The sequence below is a fragment of the Micromonospora sp. WMMD737 genome, from assembly GCF_049179055.1.
Lineage (GTDB): Bacteria > Actinomycetota > Actinomycetes > Mycobacteriales > Micromonosporaceae > Micromonospora > Micromonospora reichwaldensis.
The window spans coordinates 1,312,112-1,328,837 of the sequence record NZ_JBMHMH010000001.1 but is presented as its reverse complement, the minus strand read 5'-3'; the positions used below and the strand labels follow the sequence as shown (position 1 = coordinate 1,328,837).

The following is a 16,726-nucleotide window of genomic DNA, read 5'->3' as shown; positions in this document are numbered from 1 at the left end:
GACGGGGGTTCTTCAGGCCTGCGCGGGGTGAGGGCCGGGGCGGGGCGACCCGCGCGGGTCGCCCCGCCCCGGGCGTACGGTCAGCTCGTCGGCTCGACCCAGATGTTGCGGTAGTGGACGTTGAGGCCCGGGTCGCCGTGGTCCTGCAGCCGGATCGGCCCCACCGAGGGTCCCTCCGGGGCGCCGTTGCCGGTGGGCCCGTTGATCACCGCGTTGTCGTGGACGGTGACGCCGTTCCACACGACCGTGACCCGGGCGTTCTCCGTCTTGACCCCGGCGCTGTCGAAGCGGGCCGCCCGGAAGGTGACGTCGTAGGTCTGCCACGTCTCCGGCGCGCTGGCCGCGTTGACCGATGGCGCGATCTTTCCGTAGATGGCGCCGCCCTCGTCGTTGGCCGGGGTGGTGTCGCCGTAGGAGTCCAGGACCTGGAGCTCGTAGCGGTCCTGGAGGTAGATCCCGCTGTTGGCGCGGGCCTGGCCGGTGACGTCCGGCGGGAGGTTGGGCAGCCAGAACTCGACGTGCAGCCGGAAGTCACCGAACGCGCGCCGGCTGCGGATGTCGCCGCCGAGGACCTCCACGCCACCCATGGCCAGCGGCCACGTGGCCGGGGTGCCGTTGGTGCTCTCGAAGTTGTCGAGGTGGGACCCGTCGAGGAGCGTGACGCGGCCGGTGTCGCCTGCGGGGCCGTGGGCCTCGAACTCGTAGATCCGGGCCGCGTTGTCGGCGGTGCTGGTGGCCTTGGTGACGTTGAGCCGGACGTATCTGGCCTGGGCGGGGGAGATGTCGTGGGTGGTGGTGTTGGCCGTGTTGGCGGCGACGTTCGTCGTGGTCGTCCAGGAGGTGCCGTTGGTGCTGGTCTGGATGGTGAAGTCGCGGGTGTTCCAGGCGGTGTTCTCGCCGCCGGCGCCGGCGTGGCGTACGACGAAGCGGTTCACGCTGCGGGTGGTGCCCAGGTCGACCTGCAGCCACTTGGTGGTGCCCGTCGAACACCACTTGTCACTGTTCCCGCCGGACACGCTGCCGTTCACGGCCCTGGCCGGGCCCTCGGTGGCCGAGCAGGAACTGTCGGCCGTCGCCGCCCTGCCCAGCGCGAGGTTCCCGGTCGCGGGCTGCCCGCCGTAGGCCTCGAACTCGTAGATCCGGGCCGCGTTGTCGGCGGTGCTGGTGGCCTTGGTGACGTTCAGTCGGACGTATCTGGCCTGGGTGGGCGAGATGTCGTGGGTGGTGGTGTTGGCCGTGTTGGCGGTGACGTTCGTCGTGGTCGTCCAGGAGGTGCCGTTGGTGCTGGTCTGGATAGTGAAGTCGCGGGTGTTCCAGGCGGTGTTCTCGCCGCCGGCGCCGGCGTGGCGTACGACGAAGCGGTTCAGGCTCTGGGTGGCACCCAGGTCGACCTGCAACCACTTGGTCGCGCCCGTCGAACACCACTTGTCGAGGTTGCCGCTGGTGGTCGTCCCGTTGACGGCCCTGGCCGGGCCCTCGGTGGGCGAGCACGAGCTGTCGGCGGTCGCCGCCCTGCCGAGCGCGAGGTTGACGGGCGGCTGCTGACCGGGGATGGCGTTGAGCGTGTACCAGACCTCGGTGCTCCAGAGGGACTGGCCGTTGCTGGCCGAGAACGGCCGGGGCGAGCGGACGTGCACGACCCGGCCGGGCTTGAGGCCGTTGATCGCCAACGTGACGGTCTTCCCGTCGGCCGACAGGGTGGCCGAGGTGACCGACAGCGTCTCCTCGTCGACCTTCGGCCCGCCGTACGCGGCCGTCGCCACGTAGCGCCACTGCTTGACCCGGTACTTGCTGGCCAGCGCGGTGGCGGTCGTCGCCGACAGGGGCTGGGTGTACTCGATCTGGAAGCCGTTGGGGGTGGCCCGCATCGCCAGCATGTCGAAGTTGTTGCCGCCGTTGGGGCTGATCTTCTGCAGTCCGTAGCTGAGCTTGCCCTCCTGTCCCCAGTTGCCGCCGCCGTGCAGGCCGCCGGTGTAGATGGCGCCGTCGGGCCCGACGGACACCTCGGACACCCCCGCCTCCAGGCCCTGGGTCATCCGGAACAGCGCGCCCTGGTACTCGCCGTTGACCTTCTCCAGGTACGCGCGCTGGAGCCCGCCGTAGGTGACGTCGCCGATGACCATCTGCCCGGCGAACGGGCCCTGGTTGAGCATGACCGGGGTGCTCGGCGAGTTGCCGATCTCGTTCTGCGGCAGCCAGAGGACCGGCGGGGTGACCGGGTTGTTGTCGAACGGGCCGGCCGGGTTCATGTAGTGGTTGAAGAAGCGCCCCTGCTTGACGTGCACGAGCTTCGACGACGGCAGCCAGCCGCCCTGGTTGTCGGTGACGAAGATGTCGCCCTCCGGGCCCCAGCCGATGCCGTGCGGGGTGCGCAGGCCGCCGGCCACGTAGTCGATCGCGCCGGTGCTCCGGTTCACCCGGATGGTGGTGCCCCGGTTCGGGGCCGGCTGCGGGTCGGTCGTGGCGCCGCCGTAGTTGATCGAGACCGAGAGGTTCAGGTAGAAGTAGCCGTCCCGGTACAGCAGGCCGAACCCGAACTCGTGGAAGTTGCTGCCGAACGGCCAGGTGGCGACCGTACGGTACTGGTCGGTCACCCCGTCGCCGTTGGTGTCGTTGAGCTCGGTGAGCTTCGCCTTCTCCGAGACGTAGATCTTCCCGTCGACGATCTTGAGCCCCATCGGCTCCTGGAGCCCGGTCGCGACCCGCTGCCGGGTCACCTGGCCGGGGCTGGTGCTGCCGGTGACGTTGCCGAGGATCCACACCTCGCCCACGGTGGTCAGTGAGCCGCCCCAGGTGGCCACGGCCAGCCGGCCGTCGGGGAACCAGTCGAACCCGGTGACCTGCGGCTGGAAGCCGCTCGGGCGCAGGTTGGTCAGGGTGTAGTTCGGGTGCACCGAGGTCAGCGGCAGCCCGTCGCCGGGGGAGTCGCCGCTGGCCTCGCACTCCTTGCGGCCGGGCGCGGTCACCCGGACGACGCCGGCGTCGGTGCTCAGCGCCGAGGTGGGGACGGTCACGAACGTGCTGGAGCCCGGCGTACGCCACTGCAACGTGAGCTGCTGGCCGCCCGTACGCTCGAAGTGCTCGATGCGCAGGGAGTGGTATCCGGTGGTCAGGTCGACGGCGCCGTCCTTCGGTTCCGGGCCGTGCGCGCCGTCGTGGTCGACGATCAGCGTGTCGTCGATCAGCAGGCGGGAGCCGTCGTCGCTGATGAGCCGGAAGGTGTAGCTGCCGGCCTGGGTGATGTTGACGTTGCCGAGGACGTGGACCAGGAAGTGGTCCTCGATGCCGAAGTCGGCCGCGCTCGTCCAGTCGACCGTCGGCATGAGCTTGTCGACGTTCGGTGTCTGGCCGGCCTTCAGGGTGCAGAGGTTGTTGAGCGGCACCTGCAGGTCGAAGACGCGCAGGGTGACACCGGGCTCCTGCGGCGGAGGAGCCGCACCCGCGCTCGGCGGGGACAGCCACAGGCCGGCGAGGGTGACGACAGCGGTGAGGGCGCTTGCGAGGGGCACGCGTGCTCGTCGGGACGATCCGAGCATTCTCTCCTCCAGGGGAGCGGGACAACGACGTACGTCGTCGCGCGGCGCTCGGGCTCAGCGGCGGGCCCGGACATCGAACGGACATCGTTGTCATGTCCTGATGGTTGGCCTGGCACGCCGCTGCCTGGTGAGGGCAACACTATGATTCTTAAATCTAAATGTCTAGATGTTTGTGCGAGATCGTCTGAACTTTTGTCCGGACGGTCAAAAGTCGACACGACGTACCCGCGCGGTGATCTACCGTGCCAGCATGCTGCTCACTCTCCGGCCGCTCAGGCTCGACGACACCGCAGCCGTCCACGACTGGGCGCGCCTGCCGGAGTCGTGTCGCTACCAGGCATGGGGACCCAACACCCCCGAGCAGACACAGGCGTACGTGCGGGCCGCCGTGGCGGCACCCCCGGACCGGCTGGTCTTCGGGGTGCTCCTCGACGGCGAGGTCGTGGGCAGCGCCGAGCTGAAACTGCACGGTTCGAGCACCGCCGAGATCGCGTACGCGATCCATCCACGGCGGTGGGGGCAGGGCATCGCCACGGCCGCGGCGCAGGAGCTGCTGCGACGGGGCTTCAGCGAACACGGGCGCCACCGCATCTTCGGCACGTGCGATCCCCGCAACCTGGCCTCGGCGGCGGTGCTGCGCAGGATCGGCATGCGGTACGAGGGCCGGATGCGTGGCACCGCCCACATCCGCGACGGCTGGCGCGACTCGGACCTGTACGCCGTCCTCGCCGATGACTGAGACCCGGTCCGCCCCGACCGCACCGCCCGTGCGGGGCGTACGTGGCAGTAGGCTGTCCGAAGCGGGTATGCGACGGCCCATGACGCGCCCCGACCACCCGCGTTCCCGCCCGGCTCGCAGCTGCCACCGAAGACGTTGCGCGCCGCCCTGTGAAATCTTGGAGTACGTCTTGGCAGATCTGACGCCGCCCACCCTGAATCCCTTCGAGTCAGAGGGAGACAGGGACACCGACCGCGAACGCGGGCGAGCGGTGGACGTGAGCGCGGCCGCGATGACCCGCATGCGCACCCCGTTCGTCCCGGCGGACGGCGATCACGGCACCGCCGACGAGAGGCAGGCGTCGCGTTCCTGACGCGCCGCTGCGGAGCATTCGAGTGCGACGACCCGGCCTGATCCGCCACGGCCTCGGCGTCCGGCCCTCGGCCGACCGTCCGCTCACGGTCCAACCGGGTCGCCAGGTGGGGCCGGACTGGGCAGACTGGGGCGATGCCCGCCGCTGAGTCGCCCGCCCGCCGCCGTCGTACCCAGGCATCCGTCGCGGTGGTCGCCGCGCTCGCCGTGGCGGCCGCGCTCGGCGCCTGGTCGCTGCGGGACCGGGTCGACGGCGGACGCGCGGTGCCGGAGCAGGGCGCCGTGACCCCCTTCGGGGCCGCCCCGGCGGATCGCACCCCCGCCTGCGCCGGCCGACCGACCGAGGCACCCCGCGAGTTGCGGGGCATGTGGATCACGACGGTCAACAACATCGACTGGCCGAGCCGGCGGGGGCTGTCGGCCGAGGCGGCGCGGGCGGAGTTCCGGGGCTGGCTGGACCTGGCGGTGCGCCACCACCACAACGCGGTCTTCGTGCACGTGCGCCCGAGCGGGGACGCGCTCTGGCCGTCGGCGTACGCGCCGTGGTCGGAGTGGCTGACCGGGCGCCGCGACGGCCGCGATCCGGGCTGGGACCCGATGGAGTTCATGGTCGCCGAGGCGCACGCCCGCAACCTGGAGTTCCACGCCTGGTTCAACCCGTACCGGGGCGGGCAGCCGGCCACGGTGGGCGGGCCCGGCCCGAGGCTGGACCGGCTCGCGCCGACGCACCCGCTGCGGCGGCACCGCGACTGGGTGGTGACCTACCCCAGCGCCGACCGGCCCGGCAGCCGCCTCTACTTCAACCCCGGCATCCCCGAGGCGCGCGCGTTCGTCGAGGACTCGATGCTGGAGGCGGTCCAGCGGTACGACGTCGACGGGGTGCACTTCGACGACTTCTTCTACCCGTACCCGGAGGCCGGACAGGACTTCCCGGACGACGCGACGTTCGCCCGCTACGGCCGGGGGTTCGCCGACAAGCACGCCTGGCGCCGGGACAACGTGAACACGCTGGTCCGCGAGATGAGCGAGCGGATCAAGGCGATCAAGCCCTGGGTCAAGTTCGGCATCAGCCCGTTCGGCATCTGGCGCAACGAGCGCACCGACCCGGCCGGCTCGGCGACCGCGGGGTTGCAGAGCTACGACGACATCTACGCCGACACCCGACTCTGGGTACGGCGGCAGTGGCTGGACTACGTCGTGCCGCAGCTGTACTGGCACATCGGTTTCGGCAAGGCCGACTACGCCACGCTGCTGCCGTGGTGGGCGGCCACGGTGCGGGGCACCCGGGTGCAGCTCTACATCGGCCAGGCCGACTACCGGGTGGGCGAGCGCGGCGCCTGGCGCGACCCGGCCGAGCTGGACCGCCAGCTCGCCCTCAACCGCCGGCACGGCGCGAGCGGAAGCGTGCACTTCAGCGCCAGGCAGGTACGCGCCGACAAGCTCGGCGCGGTCAGCCGGTACCGCGCGGCCCACTACGCCGGGCCGGCGCTGGTGCCCGCGATGGCACAGCTACCGGCGACGCCGCCGCCCGCCCCCACGGTCACCGACGCGCGGCGGGCGGGCGGCGGCGGGGTGACGCTGACCTGGCGCGGGGACGGCGCCACGAGCTTCGCCGTCTACCGCGTCGACGGCGACACGGCCCGGCTCGTCGGCACCGCCCGGGGCACCGGCTGGGTCGATCGCGCCGCCCCGGCCGGCCGTCCGCTGTCCTACTGCGTCTCCGGCCTGGACCGCAGCGGCAACGAGGGCCGCCTGAGCGCGCCGGTGGCCGTCGCGGCGCCGTAGGAGGGGGGTTGCCGGAACGTCCGGTGGCGCCGGTTACCCTGCGGCGGTGGTGGTCGGCGAGGACGGGGAGCGGCTGGCGACGTCGCTGGCCGACCGGCTCGACGCGGTCACCTTCACCGACCTGACCACGGACCAGGTCACCGCCCGGCTGATCGACGCGGTGGTCGGCTGGGCGGGGGAGCGGGGCTGGCGGGTCTACCGGCGGGCGTCCAGCGTGTTGCCGCTGCCGCCGCCGATGTCCGCGCAGCAGTCGGTGCTCGACGTGGCCTGTGCCCGCCCGCACGGACCGCCGGTCGTCGTCGAGGTCGATCACGGTACGCGCCGCCGCACCTGGGAGAAGCTGCTCGCCGAGGCCGACGCGGGGCGCATCCCGCTCTGGGTGCGCTGGGGTGCCGGCCGGTTCACCGCGCCGCCGGCGCCGATCCTGATGGTGGCCTGCGAGGTGAGCGGGCGGCCGGATCCGACCGGCCGGGGCCGGGTGCACAGTCGTTCGCCGCGGGCCGACAAGCTGCCGCCGGCGCATTCGGCCGTGCGGGTCGCGACGGTGGACGCCGTCGAGTTGCCGCTGCCGCCGCCCGGGTCGCCCGACACCGGGGCCTGAGCCGTACGGCGACGGCCGCCGCCCGCCTCGCGAGGGACCGCCCCGGCGCGTGGGTGCCGGCGGGCGGTCGACGGTGCGCCGCCCGGCAGGGGCACCACAGAGTGGCCGAGCCGTGCCAGACTGCGATCATGGACGAGACGCCGAGCTTCCTCCGCCCCTTCGTGCTGACGCCGACGGCACGTCAGCCCGAGCGGGAGGCGAACCTCGACTGGTACGTGCCGGACGGCGCCGGCCCGCACCCCGCCGTGGTCCTCGTCCACGGTGGACCGCTACCACCTGACCTGCCATCGGGGCCCCGCGACTGGCCGGTCTTCCGCGGCTACGGCTGCCTTCTCGCCGACCTCGGTCTCCTGGCCGTCACCGTCGAGCACCGGATGGGCGTCGTCGTCGGTCCGCAGGGCCCCGCCACCGACTGCGCGACGGCCGCCCTCGACGTCGCCTCGGCCGTGGAGCGGGTCCGCGCCGACCCGCGCGTCGACGGCGGGCGGATCGCCCTCTGGTTCTTCTCCGGCGGGGGACTGCTGAGCACGGACTGGCTGCGGGACCGGCCTTCCTGGTTGCGGGCGGTGGCGCTGACGTATCCGCTCCTCGCGCCGCTGCCGGGTTGGGGTGTCGACCCGCGCTTCGCGCCGGGCGCGGCGATCGGCGAGGCGGGTGGGCCCGTACCGCCGCTGCTGCTCACCCGGGTCGGCCGGGAACGGGAGGAGATCGCCGGGACGGTCGCGGCGTTCCTCGACGCGGCGGGCGACGCCGGCGCACGGGTGGAGGTGATCGACGTACCGGGCGGGCAGCACGGGTTCGACATGCTGGACCACACCGACGAGTCCCGGCGGGCGGTCGAGCAGGCGGCCGACTGGGTCTCGCAGCGACTGGCCCCGTGACCGGGTAGGGGCCGGCGCCCGGATCGGGCTGGGTGCGGGTACTCAGCGCCGGCCGGTGCGACAGCTCAGGCCTCCTCGGCCGGCGGCGCCGAGGATTCTGACATGGCCGAGACGCTGCATCGATACGCTGATCCGTCCTTTCTCACGGCACCACGTCTGACGGCCGGCGAGCGCTGGCGACGGGCACGTCTGACGATCTCCTGTCGGTTGATCGGGGCGGCGGTGCGGCTCGCCGGCAGCCATCCCGCCGCGTGGCGGTGGTCGGCCCGGCGGCACCACCGGGCACTGGACCTGCTCGCGGCGGCGAACGCGCGCGCCGGTTGCGCGCTCGCCGCGCTGGACGTCCCGGCGTACCGCGCCTTCCTGCGCGCCCGGCCGGCCGGGGTCCGCCGCCGGCTGCGGGACTTCCCGGAGACCGACAAGGTGAGCTACGTCGTCCCCTTCGACGCGGCCCGGCGCTGCCGGGGCGGACGACTGCCGGAGCGGGGCGTGGTGGTCGACGAATCGGCCGGCTCGTCGGGCCGGCCCTTCAACTGGCCCCGGGGCGAGCGCGAGCTGCGCGCGGTGCACCGCGACATCGTCGGCTACACCAGCCTGGTCTTCCCCATGCGTCGCCCCTTCGTCATCAACGCCTACTCGATGGGCGCGTGGGCTACCGGGACGACGACCGGCGCCGCGATGGCCCGGATCGCGGTGGTCAAGAACACCGGCCCGGACCTCGGCAAGATCGTCGACACGCTTCGCGAGTTCGGCCCGGACTTCGACTACCTGGTGACCGCGTACCCGCCGTTCCTCAAGCACCTGCGCGACCGGCTCGACGCCGAGGGCTTCGACTGGTCGCGCCACCGCCTCTTCGCCAGCTGCGGGGGAGAGGCGATGACGGAGGCGCTGCGCGCCTATCTGGAGGAGCGTTTCCTGCGGGTCCGGTCGGCGTACGGCGCCTCGGACCTCACCATCGGCATCGGCGCGGAGACCCGGTTCACCGTGTGGCTGCGGCGACGCCTGCGTGACGACCCCGAGCTGCGGGCGGCACTGCTCGGCGCCGACGAGCAGCGGTTGCCGATGGCGTTCCAGTACAACCCGCTGGCCACCTACCTGGAGACCAACGAGCGCCGGGAACTGCTCTGCACGATCACCGGTCCCGACGTCCTGCAACCGCGGCTGCGGTACAACGTCGGCGACGAGGCGCTGCTCGTCGGGTACCGACGGATCCTCGACCTCATCCGCGGCGACCCGCGGCGCTGGGCCGAGTGCCGCGCGGCGCTGGCCAGCGAGCGGATGACCCTGCCGGTGCTGCTGCTGTTCGGCCGGCGTGACTCGACGGTGTCGTACCTGGGCGCCAACCTCTATCCCCAGGACGTGGAGTACGGCCTCTACGCCGACAACCCGTACGCGGCCGAGATCAGCCGGTTCTGCCTGTCGCTGGCCGAGGACGCCGCGCTGGAGACCCGACCCGTGGTCCACCTGGAACTGCGCCGCCCACTGTCCGGCTCGGACCGCGAGGCTCTCGCCGCCGCCTGCCGCAGCGGGGTACTCCGGCATTTGGCGGCCGTCTCCCGCGACTTCGCGCAGTCGCTGACCGAGGACCCGACCGCCGGCGACCTCCGCATCGCGCTGCACGAACCGGGCGCCGGCCCCTTCGCCGGACAGCAGAAGATCAAGAACGTCTACCTGAAGGGCTGAGCGATGCGTACCCGTGACTTCTCCCGTGCCCCCGCGCGGGCCCAGGCCGGCGCCATGTTCTTCGGCGCCACGCGCTACCGGGGGCCGCTGGCGATCCTGCGGCTCTTCCCGGCCTGGCGCCGGATGGTCCGCGACATGCGCCGCATGTCCGGATACCGCTGGCACCGGGTGTACTGGGAGTTCCCGTTCACCCTCGGCACCGTCGCGTTCTTCACCGACCGCGAGGCACTGATGCGCTTCGCCCGCTCCCGTCACCACCGCAAGCTGATGGTCTGGCTCACCGACGGTGACCGCAACGCCACCGCGGGCTTCATCCGGCTCTTCACCGCCGAACCCGACGGCTACTCCAACGGCCTGTGGCGGGCCGAGTCCACCGAGTTGGGGCACATCGAGACGTTCACTCCGCTGGGCTCGGAGACGGTGGGACCGGCGGTGCGGCGATGACCGCCCCGGGCGGCCTGGAGCGGGTCGTCGACCGGCGCGGCCTGCGCGAGTTCCTGGCGCTCACCGACCGGGTGTACGCCGGCGAGCCGCGCTTCGTGCCGCCGACGCGCCAGCAGGTGCGGCGGTGGTGGCGCGACGGCGTGCCGATGTACGTGCTGCGCGACGGCGGAACCGGTGCCGTCGTCGCGCGCACCACCCTGCACACCGACGCCGCCCTCGACGCCAAGCTCGGCCGCCGGTGTCAGCTCTTCGGGCTCACCGAGTTCACCGAGGCGGCGGCGCGACCGCTGTTCGAGGCGATCGTCGCCGCCGCCCGCGCCGCCGGCGACCGGGACGCACTCTTCGGGCCGGTGGCGTTGCTGCCCAACCAGGCGGGCGGCGTCATCACCTCCGGCTACGCCGACCGGGGCTTCATCGACAGCGCCTGGAACCCGCCCCGGTACGTGGCCGCCTACGAGTCGTACGGGTTCCGCCGGCGGTTCGAGTCGGACACCTGGATCTGCCCGGTCCCCGCCGCCCCTCGCGGCATCGACGAGCCCGGCGCCGACCAGCCCGGCACCGACGCCGACGGCGCGGAGCTGCGGGTGCACCGGGGCGACGTCCGGCGCCTCGCCGAGCAGCTCGAACTGCTGCGCGGGATGCTCAACGCGTCCTTCGCCCAGCTCGGCTACTACACCGAGATCTCCGCCGCGCAGCTGCGCCGGCAGACCGACGGTCTCGCGTACCTGCTGGACGAGTCGCTGCTGCTCTACCTGACCAGGGCGGGGCAACCGGTGGCGTTCGTGCTCTGCGTGCCGGACATCAGCGAGTTCGTCGTCCGCGTCCGGGGCGACCTCAACCTGTTCCACCAGCTCCGGCTGCTGGCGGTCCGCCGCCGGTACCGGCGGGAGGCGGTGCTGATCGTCAAGGGCGTGCTGCCCGAGTACCAGGGGCGCGGATACCAGCGGCTGCTCTCCGGCGCGCTGCGCCGCAACCTGCACGCCGGCGGGTACACCACGCTGCGCAGCACCTACGTCGGCCGGGACAACCCGGCCTCGGCCGCGCAGTACCGGGCGTCGGGCGGCCGGCCGCTGCACGGGTACACCTTCTACGAGAAGGCGCTGTAGCCATGGACCTCGCGGCGTTCCGTGCCCTGGCGCCGCTCTGCTGGCGGGCGCCGAGCGCGCACAACACCCAGCCGTGGCGCCTCGACCATCAGCCCGATGCGGTCCGGGTCGGCTGGGAGCCGGCGCACACCCTGCCGGCGGCCGATCCGTCCGGCCGGGACCTGCGACTGTCCCTGGGCGCCTTCGTCGAGACCTGCCTGGTCGTCGCCGCCGACGCCGGGCTCAGGCTGCGCTTCGTCGCCGACCACTGTGCCGCCGACCGCCGGGCGGGCTGGCTGCGGGCGTCCCCGCACCGCTACGACACCCCGTTCGACGCGGCGCAGGTGCTCACCCGTCGCACCCACCGGGGCCGGTTCTCAGCCGGCCCGGACGCCGAGGTGCTGGCCGCCGCCGACGCCGTCGCGCGGGCGTCGGGCGGGACCGTCCGGGCCGTCCCGGACGCCGGCCGGCTGGCCCGCCTGCTGAGGGCCGCCGACCGGCAGACGTACGCGGATCCCGCCGTGGTCGCCGAGCTGCGGTCGTGGCTGCGGCTCACGCCGGCGCACCCGGACTACCACGCCGACGGGCTCACCGACCGGTGCCTGGGCCTGTCCGGGCACGAGGCGACCGCGTTGCGGGCGGCGCTGGCGGCGTACCCGGTCCTGCGCCCGCTGGGCCTGCCCCGGCTCCTCGCGGCGGCGTCCGGCAACCCGCTCGCACGCGGTGGCGCCGTGATCGTCCTGATCAGACCGTCCGGTACGGACGACGCGACACATGTCGAATTCGGTCGGGTGCTCGCGCGCGTGTGGTTGACCCTGCACGCGGCCGGGCTGGCGGCGCACCCGCTGAGCCAGTTGATCGACACGGCCGCCACCCGAGACGCCCTCGGCTCGCTGCTGGGCGTGGCGCCGGAGCGCCTGCTGCACGTGGCCCGGGTCGGCCGGCCGGTGGGCCCGGCGGCACCCTCGGCGCGCCGGCTCGGCGGCTCCGGGCAGGGCTTGCGTTGACCCCCGGCGATGGTGGCGGCACGTGCGGGGCGGGGCCCCCGGCGTGCGGGTGGCACGTGCCAGGGTCACGACGCCTGGCTGGTCGCGGGCCGCTGGAGCACCGCCGGGCGGGCCGCCGGCTCCGAGCCGGCGCGGCGGATCGGGGTGAACAGCCCGCCGACCGCGACCAGGAGACACCCCGCTCCGGCGACGACAGTGACCGCGGTGACGCCGTAGCGGCCCGCCGCCCAGGTCAGCACGGCGGCGCCGGCCGGGCCGAGCGCGTAGTGCGTGCTCCAGAACGCCGAGGTGACCCGCCCGAGCAGGTGGTCCGGCGTGATCTCCTGGCGCAGCGACATCGAGCAGATCCCGCCCACGCTGACGCCGCACAGGTACACCGCGGTCAGCAGGGTGACGCCGCGTACGCTCCCGACGACGCCGATGCCCACGATGGCGAGACCGCACACCGCGTGCGCCCCGATCCAGGTGATGCCGAAGCCACGCCTGCGGCGCAGCGGCGCCACCAGCAGCGCCCCGACGACCGTGCCGAGGGCCGCCAACCCCAGCACCGTGCCGACCGTGCCGTCGGAGCCGCCGAGGTCGTGCTTGACGTGGTAGACGAGGACGTCGGTGAAGCCGTACGTCAGGAAGATGAAGACCGACAGCAGGACGGTCAGCGAGCGGAGCACGGGCTGCCGCCAGAGGAACCGCGCACCGGCGAGGAACTCGGCCAGCCGGCCCTCGCGCGCCGCCGCGCCGCCGGCCGTCGCACCCTCGTCGGACCGCCGCAGCCGCACCAGCCAGAGACCGAAGGCCGACAGGGCGAAGCTGGCCGCGTTGATGGCGATGGCCGCCGTGGGGCCGAAGCGGGCCGACACCACGCCGGCGAGCAGCGGCCCGAGCACGGCCGCCGCCGCGTACGTCGCCTGTAGGCGACCGTTGGCCTCGGTGATCCTGGGCCGGTCGACGAGGTTGCGCACCGCCGTCACCGCGGCGACCTGGAACACCATGCCCGCGGCCTCGCAGATCGGCAGCACGACGAAGAGCAGCCAGACCTGCGGACCACCGAGCCAGGCCAGGGGGATGAGGCCGTAGAGCACCAGCCGGGCCAGGTCGGCGGTGATCATCAGTTTGCGTCTGTCGTACCGGTCGACCAGGACGCCGCCGAAGATCCCCGCGCCGACGGACGCGGCACCGGCCGCGGCCGTGAGCAGACCCATCTGGGCGACCGACCCGGTCGCGTGGAGCACGAGCAGCGGCACCGCGATGTAGGCGAACGAGTCGCCGGCGGCGGAAAGCGACTGCGCAGCCCAGTAGGCGCCGAAGTGGCGATCGCGCCACAGGGGACGCCGAACCGGATCGGTGCGTCGGCTCATACCGGCGAGGGTAATCCGATCCATCCTGCGAGCGTTGTCCCTGGCAAGCCGGACGGGCGTCGGCCGGCCGGGAATCAGGGTGAGGATGGCCGTGGCCGCGCCGTATGATCCTTCCCGCGGTGGGCGGCTCCCCGCGGTGCTTCCTTCTCACCCTGTCCTGGCAACTAGCGTCGCGACTCTCCGCCCACCGCTTCGCACGGGGAGGGCGCGAGCATGGATCCGCTGGCGGTGGTGCTGCTGCGACGCGCCGGCCGGGTCGCGGTGGTGGGCACGGGCGCCGCCCCTGCGGACGGTGTCGCCTGGGTGGCCGCGCTCGAGGCCGACCTGGCCGGTCGTGGCTGGCTGCTCCAGGCGGACCTGCGCGCGGCGGCGGTGCGGGTCCGGTGGGCCGACTGGCTGCTGGCGACCATCGACGAGATGGTCGGCGCGGACCGCCCGATGCTGCCGCTCTACCGTTCGTTCCCCGACACCCCGCGCGACGTCGAGGCGGTCTACGTACGGCGGCTGCTGACCCACCTGTTCGCCGTGCCCGGCGCGCCCTGCGTGCTGTGCGGACGCGAGGACGGTGGCGCGCCGCTGGACCCGTGCGGCCATTCCGTCTGCCCGACGTGCTTCCCGCCGGAGCAGGTCACCGCCTGCCCGATCTGTGGTCGCCGGCTGGCGGCGGGCGACACCTACCTCCCCATCGTCGCGCCCTCGGCCCCGGTGCGCCGCCCGCCGCGGCGAGCCGGTGCGTCGGCCGGGGACGCCGACGGGCACCCCGTCCCGGTCGCGCCGCCGCTGCCGGTGCGCCTCGCGGGCTCGAGGCCGACCCGGTCGGCGCCGCGGTCCGGCTCCGGGACGAGCTGGTCGCCCGGCCCGCCGCGCTCAGCGAGTCCGACCGGGCCGACCTCGCGGTGCTGGTGGACGCCACCGCGCCGGGCCGCCTCGACTGGTTGCCCGAGGTGGTGCCCGCCCGGGAGACCCTCGCGCTGGTCGTCGCCCGGGCGCTGCACGCCGCGACGGGCACCCCCGGCCACCGCGACGTGGTCGCCGCGGCCCGGCGGCGGTGGTCGACCGCGACGGACGTGGCGCGGACCCTGTGGGCGTACTCGGGTGGGGACCCGGGGCTGGTCCTGCCGCGGCGCGACGACGAGTCCCCGGCTCCGGGCGTGGCCTGGCGTCCGTCCCACAAGCCCGCCGCCGTCGTGCCGGTCACCCGGGTGCGGGCCCTGCCCCGGCCGCTGCGGCGCGCGGCTCTCGCGCAGCTCGATTCCTGCGGTGCCGCGGGCGCGGCCGAGGATCTGCGCCGGCACCCGACCGTCTGGAAGCGCCTCGGCGAGCGGCTGCACCCGTACGAGAACGTGGCCGCGCACCCGGCGGCGGCCGTCGCCTTCGCCGCGCTGCGCGGCACCCGCACGGTCCGCGCCGGTGTCCTCGGCGCGGCCATCGTGGCGGCCTGCGCCCGCGAGCCCCGGCGGCTCGTGCCGACCTGGCACCCCGACGGCACGCTCACGGTCCGCGTGCGGACCCACGCGTCCCTGGTGGAGGAGGCCCTGACCGGCGACGACGCGGCGGAGGCCGCCCGCCTGCTCACCGAACGTCCGGGCGAGCTGTGGCGCCGGCTCGACCACCTGCTGCGGGTCGCCGGGGACGATCCGGCGGCGTACGCGGCCGTCGAGGCTGCCATGCGCCGGACCGTGGCCCGGGTGGCGCCCGGCGTGCTCGCCGCGGCGGCGGCTCAACTGACCGGCCGCGACCGGACGGTACGGGCGACGGCCGCCGAGCTGGCGGCGACCGCGCGGGCGCGGGCGGCGGCGCGGGCCCGCCGCTGCGAGCAGGTTGGTGCCGCCCCGGCGCTCACCGTCGGCCTGGGCGACGTCCTGCGCGCCGTCGCGCGGGGCGTGCGCGGCGCCGGCCCCGCCTCCCTGCGGGGGGTGCTCCGGCCGGCCGGCGAGGCAATCCCTCCCGCCGAGGCGCCGCCCGGAGGCGGCACCGTCGAGGAGCCCGGCACCGTCGGAGGGTCCGGGATCGTCGGTGGCCGTCCCGGCCCCGGTATGCCCCGGCGGGTGTTCCATCCCCGCGGCAGCGTCGTGACCACCTGGACCGAGCCCGAGCGCCGTCCGCCGGTGCCCGCGCCGGCGATCACCGCGGTACGCGGACTGGTCGACGCCGAGTTGACCGCCCGCGCCGCCCGGCTCGGCCGGTTCGACGTGGCCGTCCTCGACGCCGCCCTGGCCGAGGTGCCCGCGCCGACGCGGGAGCGGGCCGCCTCGGCGCAGCTGGCGGGGTGGCCGCGGGGCAGTGTGCGGGCCCTGCCCGGCGCGCAGGTGTTGCGGTTCTTCCTGCACTGGGAGGACCCGGGCGCCACGCGGGTCGACCTCGACCTGTCCTGCGTGTTCTTCGACCGGGACTGGCAGCGGGTGGGCCACTGCGACTTCACCCGGTTGCGTTTCGCCGGCGACGGCGCGATCCACTCCGGCGACCTCACCTCCGCCCCGGCTCCGCTCGGGGCCACCGAGTTCCTCGACCTCCACCTGGCCCGTCTCGCCGAGCGCGGCGCGCACTACGCGGTGCCGACCGTCCTCAGCTACAACGCCGTGCCGTTCGAGGCCCTCACGGAGGCGCTCGCCGGCGTCATGCTGCCCCTGCCCAGGGGCGGGCAGTTCGACGGGGCCCGCGTCGCGCAGCGGTTCGACCTGCGCGGCAACGCCCGGATGCTGCTGCCGATGGTCGTGGACCTGCGTTCCCGGCGGCTGCTCTGGACCGACCTGACCCTGACCGGCCGTGGCTACGGCCACAGCGTCGACCGCCACGGTGACCAGCTCGCCCGGGCGGCCGCCGACCAGTGGGAGCACTTCCTGGGCGGCCACCACGCCACGGTCCTCGACCTGTTGGCGTGGCACGCGGTCGGGCGTGCCGACCGGATCCTGGTCGGCCACGCGGACCGCACCTACACCGAGGTGCCGGCCGACGTGGCCGCCGTCCGCGCGGCGGCGTCGACGGACACCGGCGGGATCCGCGTACCGCCCGACCTGGCCGGCCGCACGGTCCTGGCCGGCGCCGCCGACCCCGATGCCCTCGACCGCCTGGTTCCCGCGCCCGCCCCGGTCGCGCCGGGCTCGACGGTGGTGACGGTGACCGGCACGCCCGGTCGCCCGTGGACGGTGCTGCGCGCCGGCGACGTGCTCGCCGGGCTGGGCACCGGCTGAGTCGACCGATCCGCGCGGTGCGTGGGGCGGGTATGTAGGCTCGCTTCGATCTTCGCGGGAGGCCAGTC

The 16,726-nt window shown here is 74.2% G+C and carries 12 protein-coding genes and 1 pseudogene; 11 read left to right on the top strand and 2 right to left on the bottom strand.

Annotated elements, in window-relative coordinates; translation table 11 throughout:
• Nucleotides 1–80 precede the first annotated feature (80 nt).
• Nucleotides 81–3,536 carry a discoidin domain-containing protein gene (locus tag ACN27A_RS05100; protein ID WP_421450116.1) on the bottom strand — a complete coding sequence of 1,152 codons (3,456 nt, stop codon included), beginning with the start codon at nucleotides 3,534–3,536 and terminating at the stop codon, nucleotides 81–83.
• A 250-nt stretch (nucleotides 3,537–3,786) separates the two neighbouring features.
• Here ACN27A_RS05100 and ACN27A_RS05095 point away from each other — a divergent pair, with 250 nt between their 5' ends.
• The 9 genes from ACN27A_RS05095 (at nucleotide 3,787) to ACN27A_RS05055 (ending at nucleotide 12,112) form a co-directional block, all read left to right on the top strand.
• Nucleotides 3,787–4,275 carry a GNAT family N-acetyltransferase gene (locus ACN27A_RS05095; protein ID WP_421450115.1) on the top strand — a complete coding sequence of 163 codons (489 nt, stop codon included), beginning with the start codon at nucleotides 3,787–3,789 and terminating at the stop codon, nucleotides 4,273–4,275.
• 169 nt (nucleotides 4,276–4,444) lie between these two features.
• The gene (locus ACN27A_RS05090) at nucleotides 4,445–4,627 is read left to right on the top strand and encodes a hypothetical protein (protein ID WP_421450114.1); all 183 of its coding nucleotides are present in this window, start codon (nucleotides 4,445–4,447) and stop codon (nucleotides 4,625–4,627) included.
• Nucleotides 4,628–4,761: 134 nt separating this feature from the next.
• Nucleotides 4,762–6,411 carry a glycoside hydrolase family 10 protein gene (locus ACN27A_RS05085; RefSeq protein ID WP_421450113.1) on the top strand — a complete coding sequence of 550 codons (1,650 nt, stop codon included), beginning with the start codon at nucleotides 4,762–4,764 and terminating at the stop codon, nucleotides 6,409–6,411.
• A gap of 46 nt (nucleotides 6,412–6,457) precedes the next feature.
• Nucleotides 6,458–7,012, top strand: a complete 555-nt coding sequence (locus ACN27A_RS05080) for a hypothetical protein (protein ID WP_421450112.1) — start codon at nucleotides 6,458–6,460, stop codon at nucleotides 7,010–7,012.
• 128 nt (nucleotides 7,013–7,140) lie between these two features.
• Nucleotides 7,141–7,893: an alpha/beta hydrolase gene (locus tag ACN27A_RS05075; RefSeq protein ID WP_421450111.1), complete on the top strand. Its 753-nt coding sequence runs from the start codon at nucleotides 7,141–7,143 to the stop codon at nucleotides 7,891–7,893.
• A gap of 102 nt (nucleotides 7,894–7,995) precedes the next feature.
• Nucleotides 7,996–9,576, top strand: coding sequence for a phenylacetate--CoA ligase family protein (locus ACN27A_RS05070; protein ID WP_421450110.1), 1,581 nt, complete (start codon nucleotides 7,996–7,998; stop codon nucleotides 9,574–9,576).
• A 3-nt stretch (nucleotides 9,577–9,579) separates the two neighbouring features.
• Nucleotides 9,580–10,020 carry a DUF4188 domain-containing protein gene (locus ACN27A_RS05065; protein ID WP_132239827.1) on the top strand — a complete coding sequence of 147 codons (441 nt, stop codon included), beginning with the start codon at nucleotides 9,580–9,582 and terminating at the stop codon, nucleotides 10,018–10,020.
• A complete protein-coding gene (locus ACN27A_RS05060) occupies nucleotides 10,017–11,126 on the top strand; it encodes a hypothetical protein (protein WP_421450109.1) in 1,110 nt (369 codons plus the stop codon). The genes ACN27A_RS05065 and ACN27A_RS05060 overlap by 4 nt, the downstream gene beginning before the upstream one ends.
• A gap of 2 nt (nucleotides 11,127–11,128) precedes the next feature.
• Entirely contained in the window at nucleotides 11,129–12,112 is a 984-nt protein-coding gene (locus tag ACN27A_RS05055) for a nitroreductase (RefSeq protein WP_421450108.1), read from the top strand.
• Between the two features lie 65 nt (nucleotides 12,113–12,177).
• On the opposite strand, the gene ACN27A_RS05050 is transcribed toward ACN27A_RS05055, so the two are convergent.
• Nucleotides 12,178–13,467 carry an MFS transporter gene (locus ACN27A_RS05050; RefSeq protein WP_421450107.1) on the bottom strand — a complete coding sequence of 430 codons (1,290 nt, stop codon included), beginning with the start codon at nucleotides 13,465–13,467 and terminating at the stop codon, nucleotides 12,178–12,180.
• A gap of 213 nt (nucleotides 13,468–13,680) precedes the next feature.
• Between ACN27A_RS05050 and ACN27A_RS05045 the strand changes: the two are divergent.
• Nucleotides 13,681–14,082: pseudogene (locus tag ACN27A_RS05045) on the top strand (RING finger family 4 domain-containing protein); the annotation flags it as partial.
• Nucleotides 14,016–16,658: an MXAN_6230/SCO0854 family RING domain-containing protein gene (locus tag ACN27A_RS05040; RefSeq protein ID WP_421450106.1), complete on the top strand. Its 2,643-nt coding sequence runs from the start codon at nucleotides 14,016–14,018 to the stop codon at nucleotides 16,656–16,658. The pseudogene ACN27A_RS05045 and the gene ACN27A_RS05040, both read left to right, overlap by 67 nt.
• Nucleotides 16,659–16,726 lie beyond the last annotated feature (68 nt).

Coding starts and splice junctions, on each gene's coding strand:
- ACN27A_RS05100 (WP_421450116.1), bottom strand. CDS start 3,536: ATGCTCGGATCGTCCCGACGAGCACGCGTGCCCCTCGCAAGCGCCCTC.
- ACN27A_RS05095 (WP_421450115.1), top strand. CDS start 3,787: ATGCTGCTCACTCTCCGGCCGCTCAGGCTCGACGACACCGCAGCCGTC.
- ACN27A_RS05085 (WP_421450113.1), top strand. CDS start 4,762: ATGCCCGCCGCTGAGTCGCCCGCCCGCCGCCGTCGTACCCAGGCATCC.
- ACN27A_RS05075 (WP_421450111.1), top strand. CDS start 7,141: ATGGACGAGACGCCGAGCTTCCTCCGCCCCTTCGTGCTGACGCCGACG.
- ACN27A_RS05070 (WP_421450110.1), top strand. CDS start 7,996: ATGGCCGAGACGCTGCATCGATACGCTGATCCGTCCTTTCTCACGGCA.
- ACN27A_RS05065 (WP_132239827.1), top strand. CDS start 9,580: ATGCGTACCCGTGACTTCTCCCGTGCCCCCGCGCGGGCCCAGGCCGGC.
- ACN27A_RS05060 (WP_421450109.1), top strand. CDS start 10,017: ATGACCGCCCCGGGCGGCCTGGAGCGGGTCGTCGACCGGCGCGGCCTG.
- ACN27A_RS05055 (WP_421450108.1), top strand. CDS start 11,129: ATGGACCTCGCGGCGTTCCGTGCCCTGGCGCCGCTCTGCTGGCGGGCG.
- ACN27A_RS05050 (WP_421450107.1), bottom strand. CDS start 13,467: ATGAGCCGACGCACCGATCCGGTTCGGCGTCCCCTGTGGCGCGATCGC.